Below are 15,647 nucleotides of genomic sequence, written 5' to 3'. Positions count from 1 at the left end.
AATACTCTATCTATAATCTATTGTTAAATAATAAAATCGAAATTATTAAAAATAAATTATATGAACATGCTAAGTACAAGTTTTTCTTAGATAGGATAAAGTCTTCTCCAAAATAAGGCATATATCCCATGTAACATCTGCTATTTATACCTTCTTTTATACTTTTCCATCTTTCCATTGTATTTACAAATAATAATGCTGCAAGTTTTCCAGTATCCTTTATTTTAGATGAAAAATTCCCAAATCCGCCTCTAGATTTCATAGATAGATACATTATATTATACTCTTCATTTATAAGGACTAAAAATCTTTCCATAGATTTTGCTATATCGCATATATCTTTTAAATGTTCATTTCTGGAAATTAGATATAATAATTGATCTATAGGTGTGGTTAATGATAAAAAAGATAAACATAATCCCGCAGATAAACTTTTAAGAAGTATTATACCCACATATGCAATACCATAGTCAAATATAAAGGTTATAGATGAAAATGCAGCAAAGGCTGCTATATGTGATGTAAACTTGAATACTATTTTTATGTTATTTTCTGCCATTTTATGCATTATCACAAAAAAGATTATATTGCCAACAATAATAATCGGATTTTTTGTAAATCCAATTATTATTATTGGCATAATAGATATAATCACTTTTTCAATTGGATGTCTATGGGTTAACTTACTCCTTTTGGAGAGCGCCATTATTAATTTTAGCATTTTTTTTCTTTCCTACATAATAACCTATAAATCCAGCACCTATAGCTGCTTGCAATGCAAATAAAAGACTTTCTATTTCTCCTGATGGAGGTTCCCAAAAACTTTCAAACCAAGGTTCATAGTCTCCATTTACTTCTGCTATTGTATCTTCTATTTGATCGTCTGCTCCACCAAATTCTCCACCTCTACTGCTTCCAACTAAATAAGAACCAGCCACTAAAAGTAAACAGACTAATAAAAGACTTATTGTTCTTTTTTTCATTTTCTAACACCACCTAATACTTCTATTTCCTTTGATGCGTATTTCATTACAAATTCAAATATTATAACCGTTAATATTCCTTCCATTATAGCTAAAGGAATTTGTGTTATAGAAAATATTGAGAAAAATTTTGCAAAGGATGCTGCTATTCCTCCTTGTTGAGCTGGGAATGCTAAAGCAAGTTGTACTGAGGTAATAAAATACGTAAATAAGTCCCCTAAAGTTGCTGCTAAAAATACTGCAACCTTTTGATTTTTATTTTTAAATCCTCTGTAAATTAAATATGATACTATAGGTCCCATAATTCCCATTGATAATGTATTAGCACCTAAGGTTGTTATTCCACCATGAGCTAGTAAGATAGCTTGAAAAATTAATACTATAAGTCCTACAATTGCTGATATAAAAGGCCCAAAAATTATTGCTGAAAGACCTGTACCTGTCGGGTGAGAACAACTTCCAGTTACTGATGGAATTTTCATAGCAGAAAGTATAAATGCATATGCTGCCACTAATCCTAAAAGCATTTTAATATCTTTATTATCCTTTGCCCTTTCTCTTATTTGTTTAAGACCTATAATTATAAATGGTGCGGAAATTACAAAGTATACTCCACTCCACATAGGTGGTAAAAATCCTTCCGCTATATGCATAGCATAAACATTTGGGGTAATTGTAAATAGTAGTGCAATCACCATGAAAAAAGTTAGATTCTTTTTCATTTAAAATCCCTCCATATTTTATTTAATTTATCTATTAAAATTTTATTGGTTTGTCTATCTTTTATTGCAACTCTTACAAAAGACTTATCTAATCCCTTGTAATTATCACATTTTCTTATGACAATATCTTCTTTTAGGCAAAGATCATATAATTCTTCACAATCTATATTTTTTAATTTACAAAGTATAAAATTTCCATTGCTATTATAAGCTTTTTCTATAAAACCTAGCTTTCTTATTTCTTCTAAAAGAGTTTCTCTTTCTTCTGTTATCCATTGTAGGGATTTTTTTATATACTCTTTATCCTTTAATACATATTTTGCTGCCACTTCTGCAAAAGCATTTATATTCCAAGGATTTTGCAGAGATTTAATCTCTTCTATAACTTTTTTATCTCTGCTAATCCCAAATCCAAATCTTATTCCAGGCATAGAATAAAATTTTGTCAAAGCTCTTATTATAAATAAGCATTTATAATTTTTTATTTTTTCTACATAACTTTTACTCATATCTCCTACGAATTCTATAAAAGCCTCATCTATAATAACCAACTTATTATTTTTTTCACAGTAATCTAATATAGGTTTAAATTCTTCCTCTTTTAAAATCCTTCCATCTGGATTGTTGGGATTTCCTAATATAATTCCATCTACTCTATTTAGGTTGTTTAGTATACTTTCATAATCATAGTCCATATTTTTTGTAGAATTTACATAAAGTATTTCACATCCATATTTTTCTGCGTTTTCTTCATATTCACCAAAGGATGGTGTTATTATCATTATTCTCTTTAAGGTAGAAATAACTAAATCTATAATTTCTGCTGCTCCATTTCCCAAAACTATAGAATTTTCATCCACTATTTCAATATAACCATTTTCTATAACTTTTTCATCTCTTTGAAACAAAACTTTACTTTTATTTATATATTCTACTATATTTCCTTTTAAGGTTCTATATTTTATATCAGGGTATTTATTTAAATTATCTATTGCTTCTTGTATATTCTCCGTAAAACTTTTTGGTATACCAAGGGGGTTTATATTAGAGCTAAAATCTATAAGTTTCCTTCCTTTTAATATTCCATCAGTGTATATATCTCCTCCATGTCTCAATGTCATCACCTCAAATTATAACTAGTAACTGTAAGAGCATATATAATAACCATAAGCGTCTCTGAAGCATACATAAGCTTTACACTGTCGTTTATAAGTTCATGGTGTAAATCTTTAATTCTATCTCCTATAGTGGGTTTATATACTGCTTTACCAAAATAAACATTTGTACCACCAAGCTGTATACCCATAACCCCAGCACCTGCTCCCTCCGGATAAGCACAGTTAGGGCTTTTATGGTTTTTTCTATCCCTTAACATTACTTTAAAACTTCTTATTATATTTCCCTTTACTATTGGTGCAGATAGGCATATTAAAACACCAGAAATCCTAGCTGGTATAAAATTAAATACATCATCTACCTTAGCTGGGAAAAATCCTAAATGAATATATTTATCATTCATATATCCAAGCATTGAATCCATAGTGTTTATACCTTTATACATCATTGCAAAAGGTGCTCCTCCTATCATTGCATAAAATAGTGGAGCTATTACACCATCTGCAGTATTTTCCATTATAGTTTCTATATCAGCCCTTATTATTTCCTCTTCCGTAAGATTTCTTGTATCTCTTCCCACTATGTAAGACAGCTTTTCCCTTGCCTCTTGAATATCTTCATTTTTCAAAGCGTAATATACCCTTTTTCCTTCTACTTTTAAGGACTTTGCTGCTAAAGTTGTCCAGATTAAAATTATATTTAAAAAATGGAATATCCAAAAACTATCCTTTACCATCCAAAGAATTAAAAATGGTATTCCAAAGGATGTAATAGCTATAGTGAGAACAACTAATCCTCCTAAAGTTTTAAGTCCTTTATTACTTTTAAAATGCTTTCTTCCCACTTCTTCCAAATAGCTTATAAGTTTCCCTATATATATTACAGGATGTGGAAACCAATACGGGTCGCCTATTGCAAAGTCTAATAAAACTGCAACTATTATATCAATTAATCCCATTAAAATTGGAGTTTTAATGGAAACCACCTCTTTCTTACATGCCAATTATTTTATATATGTAATCCATATCTATATTTTCTCTAACTAAATCAGCTAGCATATCTAAATTCTTTTCTCTTAGATTTTCATAATTTATTGCATTTCTTTCTTCCATATTTTTAGATTTTCTTATATTATTTAATACTTTTTCTCTGAACTCTACTCCATCAAATACTCCATGAATATATGTTCCCATTACATTTCCTTTTTCATTAATAGCACCATCATTTCTATTAACCTTTTTACCATTTTCATCATATATATTAAATAAAGGCTTAGCTCCTTCTTTATAGTTGCATATTCCCATATGTATTTCATATCCATAAACTTCTGTATCCTCTGAATTAGCTTTTACTCTAGTAGTTACTTTTTCTTTTTCAAAAACTGTATCCACATTTAAAAGTCCCATACCTTGTGTTTCTAATTCTTCTGATTCAACTTTATAAGGATCCTTTAGAGTTTTACCAAGCATTTGATATCCTCCACAAATTCCTATAATAGTGCCTGTTTTACTATATTCTTTTATTTTTTCCTCTAGTCCACATTTTCTTAGTGCCAATAAATCTTCTATAGTATTTTTACTTCCTGGCACTATTAATAAATCAGGTTTTCCAAAATCTTCTTTTGAAGTTATATATCTAATTGAAACATCTTCTTCTACTTTTAAAGCATCAAAATCAGTAAAATTAGATATACGTGGAAGTTTTATTACTGCTATATCTATAGGAGCATTAATATTTCTATTAAAATCAATAGCTCCATCTTCATCTTCTAGCTGAAATTTTAAATAAGGAACTACTCCTACTGTAGGTATTTTTATAATATCTTCTAGCATTTTTAAGCCTGGCTTTAAAATTTCTATATCTCCTCTAAATTTATTTATTATAGTTCCCTTAACTCTATTCCTCTCTTCTTCAGTTAAAAGAAGCATAGTTCCCGCTAAAGATGCAAAAACTCCACCTCTATCTATATCTCCTGCTAATAGTACTGGTGCATCTACCATTTCTGCAAAGCCCATATTTACAATATCTTTATCCCTTAAATTTATTTCCGCTGGACTACCTGCACCTTCTATTACTACGATATCAAATTTTTCTTCTATATTTTTAAATTGATCTTTTAACTTCTCACCAAATTTAGTTTTCATATTATGATATTCCATGGCTGTACTGTTTCCATAAACTTCGCCGTTAAATATTATTTGACATTTTTTATCCCCTGTAGGTTTTAAAAGTATAGGATTCATATATGCTTCTGGTTCTAGTCCTGCAGCGTGAGCCTGTAATACTTGTGCTCTTCCCATTTCTTTTCCATCATACGTTATATATGAATTTAAAGCCATGTTCTGTGATTTATATGGACAAACAGTATATCCATCTTGCTTAAATATTCTACATAATGCTGTTACTAAAATACTTTTACCTACTGAGGAACCTGTCCCCTGTATCATTATTTTTGCCAATTTAAACACCTCTCTATTAATCTTTAGTAAAAAAATTAGCTGTGTTCTTGAGTTTGATAGAAGGTTGTCTTCTAGGAGGTTGACAATTCATTCTTTAGATCTTTTAGAAGAACACAGCTTTTAATAAAACAAGCAGGCCTTTCAGCCTGCTTTATAAACATTATAAATAAAACCGGCCTAAAGACCGGATTTTTTACGTATTTACTAAAGACTTTCCCGCCGAAAGTTTATCTTTCATATACAGGCAGGTCTCCTGGCTCATGATTCACCCTTGTCTTTCCCTTCCCCTTCCCTTTTTGAAAGAGTGGTTTGTGAAAGATTCGTCCTCAATTACAGTAGCGGGGGCTGCTGTGGAATTAAACCACATTCCCTTTTAAACCTAAAATGGCACCTGAATATTTTCATATTCACTTTTCAAATATAAGTCTAATATATGAATTTGATTTTGTCAACATTTTTTTATATTTAATTTATGTAAAGCAAAGCAACAAAAACTAGCATAGTAAACATTTCCACAATCTCATTATTAGCACCTAAACAATCCCCTGTAATTCCCCCTATTTTCCTATTACATAAATTTAAAAACGCTAAAGTTATTATAAAACTTACAACAATTATTATTACAGAATATTTATATCCTATTAATAATACAGATGGTACTATCATAAAGATAAAACTAATAATAAATTCTTTAACTGACACATTTTCTATGAATAGATTTCCAGTGCCATTTTTTTTAGCATTCTTACCTATTAAGAAAAGAAAAACTAGTGTACATCTACTCATTATAGGTGTAATTATTATTGCATAGGACATGTTATTTTCTATAATAAAACTTAATGCTGAATATTTTATTAGTATATCAAATATTAATGCTAGTACAGCAAAAGTTCCAACTCTACTATCTTTCATTATTTCTATTATCTTTTCTTTGTCACCTTTAAAAGAGAAAAATCCATCAAATATGTCTCCTAATCCATCTTGATGAAGTCCTCCTATTAACACCATTCCTACTAATATTATAAATATAGCTGTTATATTTGCTGGGAATATTTTAGATAAAATATAAAAAACTACCCATTGAATGCAGCCTACAATTAGTCCTATTAGCGGTAGCATGGCTGCTCCTCTTCTGAAATCCTCTTTTTCACAGGGTAAACTCCTTTTTACAGGAATTCTTGTTAAAAATTGTATCATTAATAAAAAATTATATATGTATTTCACAATGTCATCTCCCTATTTTATTTTCATCGGTTGTCCGCAACAAACTAAATAAATTTCATCTGCTTTTTTACCTATGTGCTGATTTACAAATCCTGCAATGTCCCTAAATATTCTTCCTATCTTATAGGAAGGAACTAATCCAAGACCCACTTCATTAGTAACCATTATAATAGTTTTATCTTCTTCTCTTACTTTAGCTATTAATTTATCGAATTCTTTTTTTATGTTTCCAGTTATTTTATCTATTTCCTCCATAGATACCTTTTCTAGGTCCTTTTCATCTTTAAACATTATATTAGTCGTCATTATGGTAATACAATCTAACAGGATATATTTTTTGTCACTATTTTCTATCGCCTTATCTAAATTCAAATATCCTTCATAGGTTTCCCAGGATGAATTTCTTCTTTCCCTGTGTTTTTTTACTCTATCCTCCATTTCTTCATCTGTTACTATGGAGGTTGCTATGTATAAAACGTCATCTTTATCTTTTAAAAGTTCTTCAGCAAAAGAACTTTTACCACTTCTAGAGCCTCCAGTTACTAATACGACTTTACCTGAATTCATTTTCTTATACTCCTCCTAAATACTATTTTTTACATTTAAAATCCTGCTGGAATTTTAAATTCTAAATATAAATTCCCATATTCATATTTTATCAAAGATAGTTCTCCATTTCTACTTGATACTTTCCAAAAAATATCAAAATCCTCTCCTAGTATATAAGTATATATACTTTTTATCACTCCTCCGTGGGCTACAATTAATATATTCTCGACCTCTTCTTTCAAAACATCTTCTATAAATTCTTTTACTCTATAATAAAATGTTTTATAACTTTCCCCCTTAGGCGGTGAACATTCCTTCCAATCCTCACACCAAGCGTTCCATTCTTTCGGATATAATTTTTCTAACTCTTTATGGTCTTTCCCTTCAAAATCCCCCATATTCATTTCGTTTAACCTATTATCTTTTGTTATTTTATACTCCCTATCCTGAAGTATTATATTAGCAGTTTCTATGGCTCGTTTCATTTCACTTGTATAAACTTTATCTAACTCTATATTTCTTAGTTTTTCTCTTAAATACTCACATTGCATCTTTCCTTTTTCGTTAAGGCCAACATCTAAGTTTCCATAATACTTTTTTAGTGTATTTTTTTCTGTTTCACCATGTCTTACTAAATATATATTCATTTCAATCCTCCTTCTATCTAATTATTTATGATAACACAAAATTTTATATATAATAAAGCCTTTTATGTACATATACAAAAATTCCTTCCATTTTTTATAAAATTCTTACAATAATAGAAGGAATTTTCACAATTTTGTGGAATATAACATATATTCCTTAATTTAAATCAAAATAATTTGGGAGGTAATAAAAATGTCCTTTATGAAATTCCCTGAACTTCATGAAGATTTAGATATACTTAAATTTTATAATCTAATAGGTAGATATAATCCAAATGAGTTATTAAATATGATAAATGAGCTTAATCCTACCATAGATACATTAGTAGGGCTTTCTAAATTTTTAAAAGCTGAATCCAGGGATAAAAACAGTGTTTCTTATGAAAAAGCAACTGAATACTTTGAAAACTTTTATAGAAATTCCCTTGTGTTTAAGAAGATAATTGATAATACATTGGATTTGAATAAGTTAGAATCCTGTTGTTTCACTTTAAATTTATCAAACATTAATTTAGTTTCTTCTGTAAAAAATGTTGTAGATTCTTTTGAAAACGCCATTAGAAGCAAAGAAGTTTCCTTAGAATTTATTAACCATATGGATAAAAGTTTTATTGCCTGCGATGAAGAGAAATTACAAAAAATAGTTTTTAACCTAATATATAATTCTGTAAAATATACTAATAAGAATGATAAAATAATAATTTCCATAAAGGAAAAAGATAATAAAATATATATATGCGTAGAAGATACTGGAATTGGAATACCATCAGATGAACTCCCCAAAATTTTTGATAAGTTTTTCCAAGGATCTACTTCCATTTCTGAAATGGATAAGGGCATGGGAGCAGGTCTTTTTATCGTAAACAAATTTGTAAAAATTTTAGATGGTAAAATATATGTTTATAGTAAACCAAATAAAGGTACAAAAATAATGATTGAATTACCTTTCTTTCTTATAGAAAAGCCTTGTAAAAAATTAGTTGCTATTTGATTAATATTGTCCAAGATAATAAAAAAAGTATTAACAGTAATGGTATATATTCATATAATATACTATACTCAACAAAAGACAATAAAATAGTTTACATGCCTTTAGGGGGTGAGATAATGTTTGGTTGTTGTTTTATATGGCCTTGGATATCATGGATTATATGCATCTTAGTTGCATTCTGTGTACTTTGTACAATAATAAGATGTCTTAGCCATTGTTGCTGTAATGATCACCATTTCTGTTGCCATAAGCACCATCACCATCATTGTTGCTAATACTATATACTCCCTGTGCTATCCATGCACAGGGTTTTAAATAATTTTATAGAATATAAATATAATAATAAAAATCCCTGGCTTTTAATTTTGCACAGGGATTTTTATAATAGTTTTAGCTTTTGTAAATTACATCCTTCATCCATAAAAACTTTAGGCATAGAAAAATATTCCATGCACTTTTTTCACTCCTTTTCCTTATTAGCTTTATGCTAAAGCTATATAATTCTTATTTGAGCTACAGTCTTTGTTTTCTTTCTTAGGTGCTTCAATACTTTCTTCTAAACATTCTTCTATTACGTCTTCAGTTATTTTAAATACTTTATCCTTATTCATATACACTTCACCTCCTTATAATATATAGCATATTCCAAACCTTAGTTTTTGACATAACAATAGTATATCAGTAAATCAAACAAATGCAAGCTTATTTTCTAAACTTGCATTTATGTAACCCTTTTCTTTGCATTTTTCTTTGTTAATTTTTAATTAACTTTTTTACAAAGCTAACTATTTCAAATCTTTACATTGAAAAATATTATCACATAATTTTCTGTTTTAAACCTTCTTTTCTTTTAATTTTTGCAGGTATTTTTATAATAAATTCACTTCCTTTGCCAATTTCACTATTTACAATAATCTTTCCACCATGCATATCTACTATTGTCTTAACTATATATAATCCTATTCCGCTACCTTCAATTTCATTAAAAGAGTTGTCTAACCGTATGGATTTTTGAAAAACTCTATCTATCTTATCTTTAGGTATTCCAATGCCTGTATCTTTTACAACAATTTCTATGAAGTTTGTTTTACCTAGTATATTTACCCATACTTTACCGTATTCTGGAGTAAACTTTGTAGCATTAGAAATCAAATTGAACATAACACTTTCTATTTTATCTACGTCACATTCAACTTCTTTTTCCTCTATATCAGTATCAAAAATCAATTCTATGTTCTTATTTTTTAAGTAATCAGCAAAATATAATGTACTCTCTTCTACTATAGTAACAATATTACAGCATTCAATATTCATTTCATTAAAATCTTTTATGTTTGTATTATCAATAAAATTATTTATTAATTTTATTAATTTTTTAGAACTTTGTTGTAATATTTTTATTTGTTCATTTAAAATAAGTTTTTCATCTATTATTTTTCCTTCTTTTAAATTAAGTTCAATAAGCTGAATACTACTATTAATAATATTTAAAGGAGTTTTTATATCATGAGCTATGTTCGTAAAAGGAAATATCTTTTCTGTATAGTTCAATATTTTCTTCCCTCCCCTATATAGATTTTTATTTTTCTAATAAAATGTTTAATGATAAATTCATCACCTTCTTTACATTCTAAAACAAATTAAACTGCATATCTCTATATAAATATATGCAGTTTTTGTTACAATATCCCTTTAAATCTAAATATTCTCCAATCTATCTATATTAAACAAATATAAATATTTTTCTTTTACCTTTTTCCCAGTTATTTTTTCTAATGCTTTTTTATAATAATCTATCTGTAAATAATATTTTTCTTTTGTCTTTTCTATATCTTCTATATAATCCGTTTTATAGTCTAATATTATTAAGTCGTTTCCTTCTTGAAAATATAGATCTATAACACCTTGTATTAATATTTTTTCATCCTTATATACTTCTGATATACTTGGAATTAAATCTTTGCTACTCATTTCTATATAAAATGATTCTTCTCTTCTAACATTATCCGACTTCTTTATTCTATCTACTATAGGGCTTTTTATAAAATTATATATTTTTTTGATATTAATTACTTTAGCTTGCTCCTTTGTTAAAAATTCTCTTTTAATAAGCTCTTCTATTTGATTTTCTATATCCTCTATGGAATTTGTCCTTTGAAAATCTATATGTTGTATAACTAAATGCGTAAAAGTTCCAATTTCTGCTGATGAAAACTTTTTAAATTCTTCTAAAAATTGAGGTTTTCTAAAAAAAATATTTTCTTCTATTAAGTTGTCAGAATTACCTGTATCTAGTAGTTCAAATCTACTTTTTATTTCTGATACAGATAGTTTTGCAGGTATTTCTGAAGCCTTTATATATTTATACTTCCAATTTAACCTTTTCTCTACCTCTTCTTCATGTATGTTTTTACAACTTTTTTCTTTATTCCATTCTATTTCCTTTATTATATCTCTTTCTTTTGTTTCTTCTAATTTATCTTCTAACAATTCTTTTTTATGCCATAATTGTAAACTCCAACATGAATTATCCTCTATTCCATTTTTTATTTCTATTTCAGGAAATTGCCTTCTTATATGCTTTTGAAAACATATATGTCTAGTTAGTGTTGGCATAATCCAATCAAGGTAATTTTTGCTTTTAATCAACTCATACTCTGGAAGTCTTTTTCCTCCTTCTCCCCCTGTAAAACACCATTCACTCATGGATTTTTCTATGTTTTTTACAGAGCCTGTTATTATAAGTTTTTCTTTCGCTCTAGTAAAAGCCACATATAATATTCTCATTTCCTCTGAAAAAGTTTCTAATTTTATCTTTTGTGCTATAATTTTTTTCATAATAGTTGGATACTTTATTTTCTTATCTAAATCTACATATTCTGGCCCAAATCCTAATTGATGGTGAAATAATATATCTTTTCTTATATCTTGAAGATTGAAACCTCTGCCTGTTCCTGCCATAATAACTACTGGAAATTCTAATCCCTTACTTTTATGTATACTCATAATTTTTACTACATTTTCATTTTCTCCTAATATTTTAGCACTTCCCATATCTCCACTAGTATTTCTTAACTTATTTATAAAACTAATGAAATTAAAAAATCCTTTATAACTTGTATTTTCATATTGTTTTGCTCTTTCAAATAGCAATCTTAGATTTGCTTGTCTTTGGACTCCTCCTGGCATAGCACCTACATATCCATAATATCCAGTTTCCGTATATAGATACCAAATAAATTGATCTATACTCATGTGAATAGAGTTATCTCTCCATAGATTTAATTTTTCTAGAAAACTTATAATTCTTTCTTTTAATTCTTCATTTATTTCATCTATATATACTTTTTCTTCTTCTAAGCAAGGTTCTTTATTTTTTATTTTTTCTAAACATTCATATATACTTATATCCCTATTTATAAGTCTTATATCTATAATATCTTCTGGTGAAAAAGAAAATATAGGGCATCGTAATACAGATAGCATAGGTATATCCTGTCTTGGATTATCTACTATTTGTAGTATTGACATTATTGTTTTTATTTCAATAGTTTCAAAATACCCTGAAGAAGTATCTGCAAAAACTGGTATTCCCACGTTATTTAACTCTTCTGTAAATACATTTGCCATAGCTGATGTAGCTCTCATAAGTATTACAATATCTCTATATTGTACTTTCCTATATTCTTTAGTAGATTTATCTTGAATCATAAAAGAATTACTCTCTTCATCTTTTATGAGGTTGTTTATTACTTTTCCCACCATTCTAGCTTCTAGTTGTATATTATCTATATTTTCTTCCTCTTCTAACCCTAGTTCTTCAGTGTAGGGCTCTATATTTTCTTCCTTATCCATAAGATGTATTTCTATATCTCTTTCTAAATCTTTACCCTCTTCTAGCTCTTTAAAATCTGCTCCATAGTTTAATTTTTCTTCTTCTCCATATTCTAGTTCTCCTACATTTTTACTCATTATTTGTTTAAATATAAAATTTACACCTTCTATTATGTTTTTTCTGCTTCTAAAATTTTTAAATAGCTTGATCTTTCTATACTTACTACTTACTTCCTCTGAATAATTATTATATTTCCTTAAGAATAGTTCTGGTTTTGCCTGTCTAAATCTGTAGATACTTTGCTTTATATCACCAACCATAAATAGATTAGGAATAATCAATTTTTCATCTTCAATTTTGCTCTGAAGATTATTTTGTCTTGATATAGAATTTAATATGGCCTCTTGTACAAAGTTACTATCTTGATATTCATCCACTAATACTTCTTCAAATTTATTTCTATATTCTAATGCTACAGATGATGGATTTACTTTTTCTTCTTTATCAAAATCTGTTAATATCTCCAAAGCAAAATGCTCTATGTCATTGAAATCTATTATATTTTTTTCTCTTTTTCTTTTGTCATATTCCATGGTAAATTTCATAACTAATTCTATTAAACATTTCATTCTAGGATATAGATCTTTCATATTTTTTTCTACATTTTCATATCCCAATCCAATATCTTCTTTTAATTTATTTATACTTTCTTTAGCTTTATCTCTTACTTTTATTGCTTTGTCTTTCGTATCTTTTACTTCTCCTTTTAGCCTTTTCCCAGGAAGTCTAGATAAATCAAAACATAGTAAACCATCTATAATATTATTGTCTTCATGCTCACCTAGTAATTTTTTTATATAATTTAATTCCTCTTCTATTACTTCTATGTAATCTACTAATTCCTCTTCATATTCTTTTAATATATTTAAAGATCTTTGAAATTGATTTTTTACTCCCTCTAACTCTATTTTAATATTTTCTTTTAACGTAGTACCCCAGATAGATTTTCCAAAATCATAATCCTTTTCTATATTAAAACCTTCAACCTTTTCATTTAACCATTTAAATGGCCAAGAAAGACTTTGAGAAAAATTATAAAGATTTTGGACTAATTCCGAAAGTTTTCTATCATCTTTACCTCCAAATGAATTAAGTAATTCTTTAAATTCATCTGTATAATTCCCATCATAATAAACATTTTCAAAAACTTCTTCTAATGCTTCTTGCTTTAATAGTATTGTTTCGGTTTCATCTGCTACTCTAAAAGTAGGATCTATATCTATAATATGAAAATTGTTTCTTATCACTTTTAGACAAAATGAATGTATAGTAGTTATATTGGATCTATTTAATAGTGTTAACTGTCTTTGTAAAATTTTAGAATCTGGATTTTTATCCAATTCTTCTGATATTGCATCCCCTATTCTTTCTTTCATTTCAGATGCCGCAGCCTTTGTAAAGGTAACGATCAAAAGTCTATCTATGTCTACTGGATTTTTTTCATCCATTATTTTTTCTATTATTCTTTGTACTAGTACAGCTGTCTTTCCTGATCCTGCTGCTGCAGCTACTAAAAGATTGCAATCTTTTGTTGTTATGGCTTTTTTCTGTTCATCTGTCCACTTCATAATTCTTGCACCCCTTTAAAAACTCTTTACATGTATTTTACCACAACTAACAATTATATATAAAAATGACCCCTTTTAAAGAGGTCATTTACTTTAATTTTCTTCTTTTTCTTCCTTTAACTTAGCTATTAATTCAGGTACTATTTTGTTATAATCCCCAACTAATCCTAAATCAGCAATTTGCATTATTGGAGCTGCTTCATCTTTATTTATAGCAATTATATAATCTGAGTCTTGCATTCCAGCTAAATGTTGGATTGCTCCAGATATACCTACTGCTATATAAACCATTGGTCTTACAGTTTTTCCTGTTTGTCCTACTTGGTAATCTTTATCTATCCATCCGTTGTCTATAGCAGCTCTTGATCCTGCTACATTTCCCCCAAGAAGTTCTGCAAGTTCTTCTAACATTTTAAAGTTTTCTTTTGAACCTATTCCTCTACCACCTGCTACTAGGAATTCAGCTTCTCCTATATCCATAACATTCTTAGTTATTTTTACAACGTCTTCTACCTTTGTTCTTATATCTGACATTTCTAATTTAGCTTCTATCTTTTTGATTTCGCCTTTTCTTCCTGCATCCTTTTTAAGTTTTTCAAAAACCCCAGGTCTAACTGTAGACATTTGTGGTCTATGTTCTCCACAAACTATTGTGGCCATAAGATTTCCACCAAAAGCTGGTCTTGTCATTAGTAGATTGTTAGTTCCTTCTTCTACGTCAAGTGCTGTACAATCTGCTGTAAGTCCTGTTCTTAGTCTTGCTGCAACTCTTGGTCCTAAATCTCTTCCTATATATGTTGCCCCTACAAGAATTATTTCAGGTTTTTCTTCAGCTACAAGATCACATATAACTTTTGTATATCCGTCTGTTGTATAGTGACTTAGTAGTGGATTTTGTGCATATATTACTTTGTCAGCTCCATATGCTACTAATTCTTCTGCTATGCTATCTATTTTATTTCCTAAAAGAAGAGCTGTTAACTCTACTCCTAGTTTGTCTGCAATTTCTCTTCCTTTTCCTAAAAGTTCAAGTGAAACTTTTTGAAGTTCGCCATCTCTTTGTTCAGCGAATACCCAAACACCTTTGTAATCTGCTATATTCATTCTTTATCCCTCCTATTTTATTAGATGTAGTGCTTTTCCTTTAGTTTTGCTACTGCACATTGTGCTGCTTCCTTTGGAGTTAGGCTTATAACTTCGCCTTTTCCCTTTGCTTCTTTTGTTGTTGATCTCTTAACTTTTGTTGGAGATCCTTTTAGTCCAAGAAGGGATTTATCTACTTCTAAAAAGTCTGCATTCCAAGTTTTTATTTCTTTATCAAACGCTCCAAATATATGAGCTACGTGCATATATCTTGGTTCATTAAGTTCTTTTATTGCTGTTAAAAGAACTGGTGTTTTAACTCTTATATTTTCGTATCCATCTTCCCAAGCTCTTCTAACTTTTAATTCTTCTCCATCTACTTCAACTTTTTCTACATAAGTAATTTGAGG

14 protein-coding genes, 1 pseudogene and 1 riboswitch are annotated in these 15,647 nt (G+C 28.5%); of the genes and pseudogenes, 1 reads left to right on the top strand and 14 read right to left on the bottom strand.

Going from position 1 to position 15,647, the window contains the following annotated elements; translation table 11 throughout:
• Nucleotides 1–10 precede the first annotated feature (10 nt).
• From cbiQ to cobC, 9 genes are all read right to left on the bottom strand, one after another.
• Nucleotides 11–706, bottom strand: a complete 696-nt coding sequence (gene cbiQ / locus B5D21_RS12170) for a cobalt ECF transporter T component CbiQ (RefSeq protein WP_035110563.1) — start codon at nucleotides 704–706, stop codon at nucleotides 11–13.
• Nucleotides 684–983 carry an energy-coupling factor ABC transporter substrate-binding protein gene (locus B5D21_RS12165; RefSeq protein ID WP_023437564.1) on the bottom strand — a complete coding sequence of 100 codons (300 nt, stop codon included), beginning with the start codon at nucleotides 981–983 and terminating at the stop codon, nucleotides 684–686. The genes cbiQ and B5D21_RS12165 overlap by 23 nt, the downstream gene beginning before the upstream one ends.
• Complete coding sequence (locus tag B5D21_RS12160) at nucleotides 980–1,705, bottom strand: energy-coupling factor ABC transporter permease (RefSeq protein ID WP_035110300.1); 726 nt, start codon at nucleotides 1,703–1,705, stop codon at nucleotides 980–982. The genes B5D21_RS12165 and B5D21_RS12160 overlap by 4 nt, the downstream gene beginning before the upstream one ends.
• Entirely contained in the window at nucleotides 1,702–2,820 is a 1,119-nt protein-coding gene (locus B5D21_RS12155) for a pyridoxal phosphate-dependent aminotransferase (RefSeq protein ID WP_035110302.1), read from the bottom strand. The genes B5D21_RS12160 and B5D21_RS12155 overlap by 4 nt, the downstream gene beginning before the upstream one ends.
• A gap of 5 nt (nucleotides 2,821–2,825) precedes the next feature.
• Nucleotides 2,826–3,779, bottom strand: coding sequence for an adenosylcobinamide-phosphate synthase CbiB (gene cbiB, locus B5D21_RS12150; RefSeq protein WP_035110304.1), 954 nt, complete (start codon nucleotides 3,777–3,779; stop codon nucleotides 2,826–2,828).
• Nucleotides 3,780–3,813: 34 nt separating this feature from the next.
• On the bottom strand, nucleotides 3,814–5,280 hold the full coding sequence (locus B5D21_RS12145) for a cobyric acid synthase (RefSeq protein ID WP_035110306.1): 1,467 nt from the start codon (nucleotides 5,278–5,280) through the stop codon (nucleotides 3,814–3,816).
• A 226-nt stretch (nucleotides 5,281–5,506) separates the two neighbouring features.
• A riboswitch (cobalamin riboswitch) is annotated at nucleotides 5,507–5,690 on the bottom strand.
• 55 nt (nucleotides 5,691–5,745) lie between these two features.
• Nucleotides 5,746–6,504, bottom strand: a complete 759-nt coding sequence (cobS, locus tag B5D21_RS12140) for an adenosylcobinamide-GDP ribazoletransferase (RefSeq protein WP_011098987.1) — start codon at nucleotides 6,502–6,504, stop codon at nucleotides 5,746–5,748.
• A gap of 12 nt (nucleotides 6,505–6,516) precedes the next feature.
• Nucleotides 6,517–7,071: a bifunctional adenosylcobinamide kinase/adenosylcobinamide-phosphate guanylyltransferase gene (gene cobU, locus B5D21_RS12135; RefSeq protein WP_011098986.1), complete on the bottom strand. Its 555-nt coding sequence runs from the start codon at nucleotides 7,069–7,071 to the stop codon at nucleotides 6,517–6,519.
• Nucleotides 7,072–7,106: 35 nt separating this feature from the next.
• Nucleotides 7,107–7,700 (bottom strand): alpha-ribazole phosphatase, encoded by a 594-nt coding sequence (gene cobC, locus B5D21_RS12130; protein ID WP_011098985.1) that lies wholly within the window; start codon nucleotides 7,698–7,700, stop codon nucleotides 7,107–7,109.
• Nucleotides 7,701–7,893: 193 nt separating this feature from the next.
• On the opposite strand from cobC, the gene B5D21_RS12125 reads away from it, so the two are divergent.
• Nucleotides 7,894–8,691, top strand: coding sequence for a sensor histidine kinase (locus B5D21_RS12125; protein WP_011098984.1), 798 nt, complete (start codon nucleotides 7,894–7,896; stop codon nucleotides 8,689–8,691).
• Between the two features lie 482 nt (nucleotides 8,692–9,173).
• Here the strand turns inward: B5D21_RS12125 and B5D21_RS14430 are convergent, their stop codons facing one another.
• The 5 genes and pseudogenes from B5D21_RS14430 to B5D21_RS12105 form a co-directional block, all read right to left on the bottom strand.
• Complete coding sequence (locus B5D21_RS14430; protein WP_023437553.1) at nucleotides 9,174–9,302, bottom strand: hypothetical protein; 129 nt, start codon at nucleotides 9,300–9,302, stop codon at nucleotides 9,174–9,176.
• A 205-nt stretch (nucleotides 9,303–9,507) separates the two neighbouring features.
• Nucleotides 9,508–10,242, bottom strand: a complete 735-nt coding sequence (locus B5D21_RS12120) for a sensor histidine kinase (RefSeq protein WP_011098983.1) — start codon at nucleotides 10,240–10,242, stop codon at nucleotides 9,508–9,510.
• Nucleotides 10,243–10,389: 147 nt separating this feature from the next.
• Nucleotides 10,390–14,154 carry a helicase-exonuclease AddAB subunit AddA gene (gene addA / locus B5D21_RS12115; RefSeq protein WP_035110310.1) on the bottom strand — a complete coding sequence of 1,255 codons (3,765 nt, stop codon included), beginning with the start codon at nucleotides 14,152–14,154 and terminating at the stop codon, nucleotides 10,390–10,392.
• Between the two features lie 93 nt (nucleotides 14,155–14,247).
• A complete protein-coding gene (locus tag B5D21_RS12110; protein ID WP_011098981.1) occupies nucleotides 14,248–15,258 on the bottom strand; it encodes an electron transfer flavoprotein subunit alpha/FixB family protein in 1,011 nt (336 codons plus the stop codon).
• 20 nt (nucleotides 15,259–15,278) lie between these two features.
• A pseudogene (locus tag B5D21_RS12105) lies at nucleotides 15,279–15,647 on the bottom strand (electron transfer flavoprotein subunit beta); the annotation flags it as partial.

Source organism: Clostridium tetani (genome assembly GCF_900167265.1).
Taxonomy (GTDB): domain Bacteria; phylum Bacillota; class Clostridia; order Clostridiales; family Clostridiaceae; genus Clostridium_G; species Clostridium_G tetani.
This window is presented reverse-complemented; position numbering and strand designations above follow the sequence as displayed.

What these genes read in the sequence shown, in the direction of transcription:
- cbiQ (WP_035110563.1), bottom strand. Translation starts at nt 706, where the DNA reads ATGGCGCTCTCCAAAAGGAGTAAGTTAACCCATAGACATCCAATTGAA.
- B5D21_RS12165 (WP_023437564.1), bottom strand. Translation starts at nt 983, where the DNA reads ATGAAAAAAAGAACAATAAGTCTTTTATTAGTCTGTTTACTTTTAGTG.
- B5D21_RS12160 (WP_035110300.1), bottom strand. Translation starts at nt 1,705, where the DNA reads ATGAAAAAGAATCTAACTTTTTTCATGGTGATTGCACTACTATTTACA.
- cbiB (WP_035110304.1), bottom strand. Translation starts at nt 3,779, where the DNA reads ATGGGATTAATTGATATAATAGTTGCAGTTTTATTAGACTTTGCAATA.
- cobU (WP_011098986.1), bottom strand. Translation starts at nt 7,071, where the DNA reads ATGAATTCAGGTAAAGTCGTATTAGTAACTGGAGGCTCTAGAAGTGGT.
- cobC (WP_011098985.1), bottom strand. Translation starts at nt 7,700, where the DNA reads ATGAATATATATTTAGTAAGACATGGTGAAACAGAAAAAAATACACTA.
- B5D21_RS12125 (WP_011098984.1), top strand. Translation starts at nt 7,894, where the DNA reads ATGTCCTTTATGAAATTCCCTGAACTTCATGAAGATTTAGATATACTT.
- B5D21_RS14430 (WP_023437553.1), bottom strand. Translation starts at nt 9,302, where the DNA reads ATGAATAAGGATAAAGTATTTAAAATAACTGAAGACGTAATAGAAGAA.
- addA (WP_035110310.1), bottom strand. Translation starts at nt 14,154, where the DNA reads ATGAAGTGGACAGATGAACAGAAAAAAGCCATAACAACAAAAGATTGC.
- B5D21_RS12110 (WP_011098981.1), bottom strand. Translation starts at nt 15,258, where the DNA reads ATGAATATAGCAGATTACAAAGGTGTTTGGGTATTCGCTGAACAAAGA.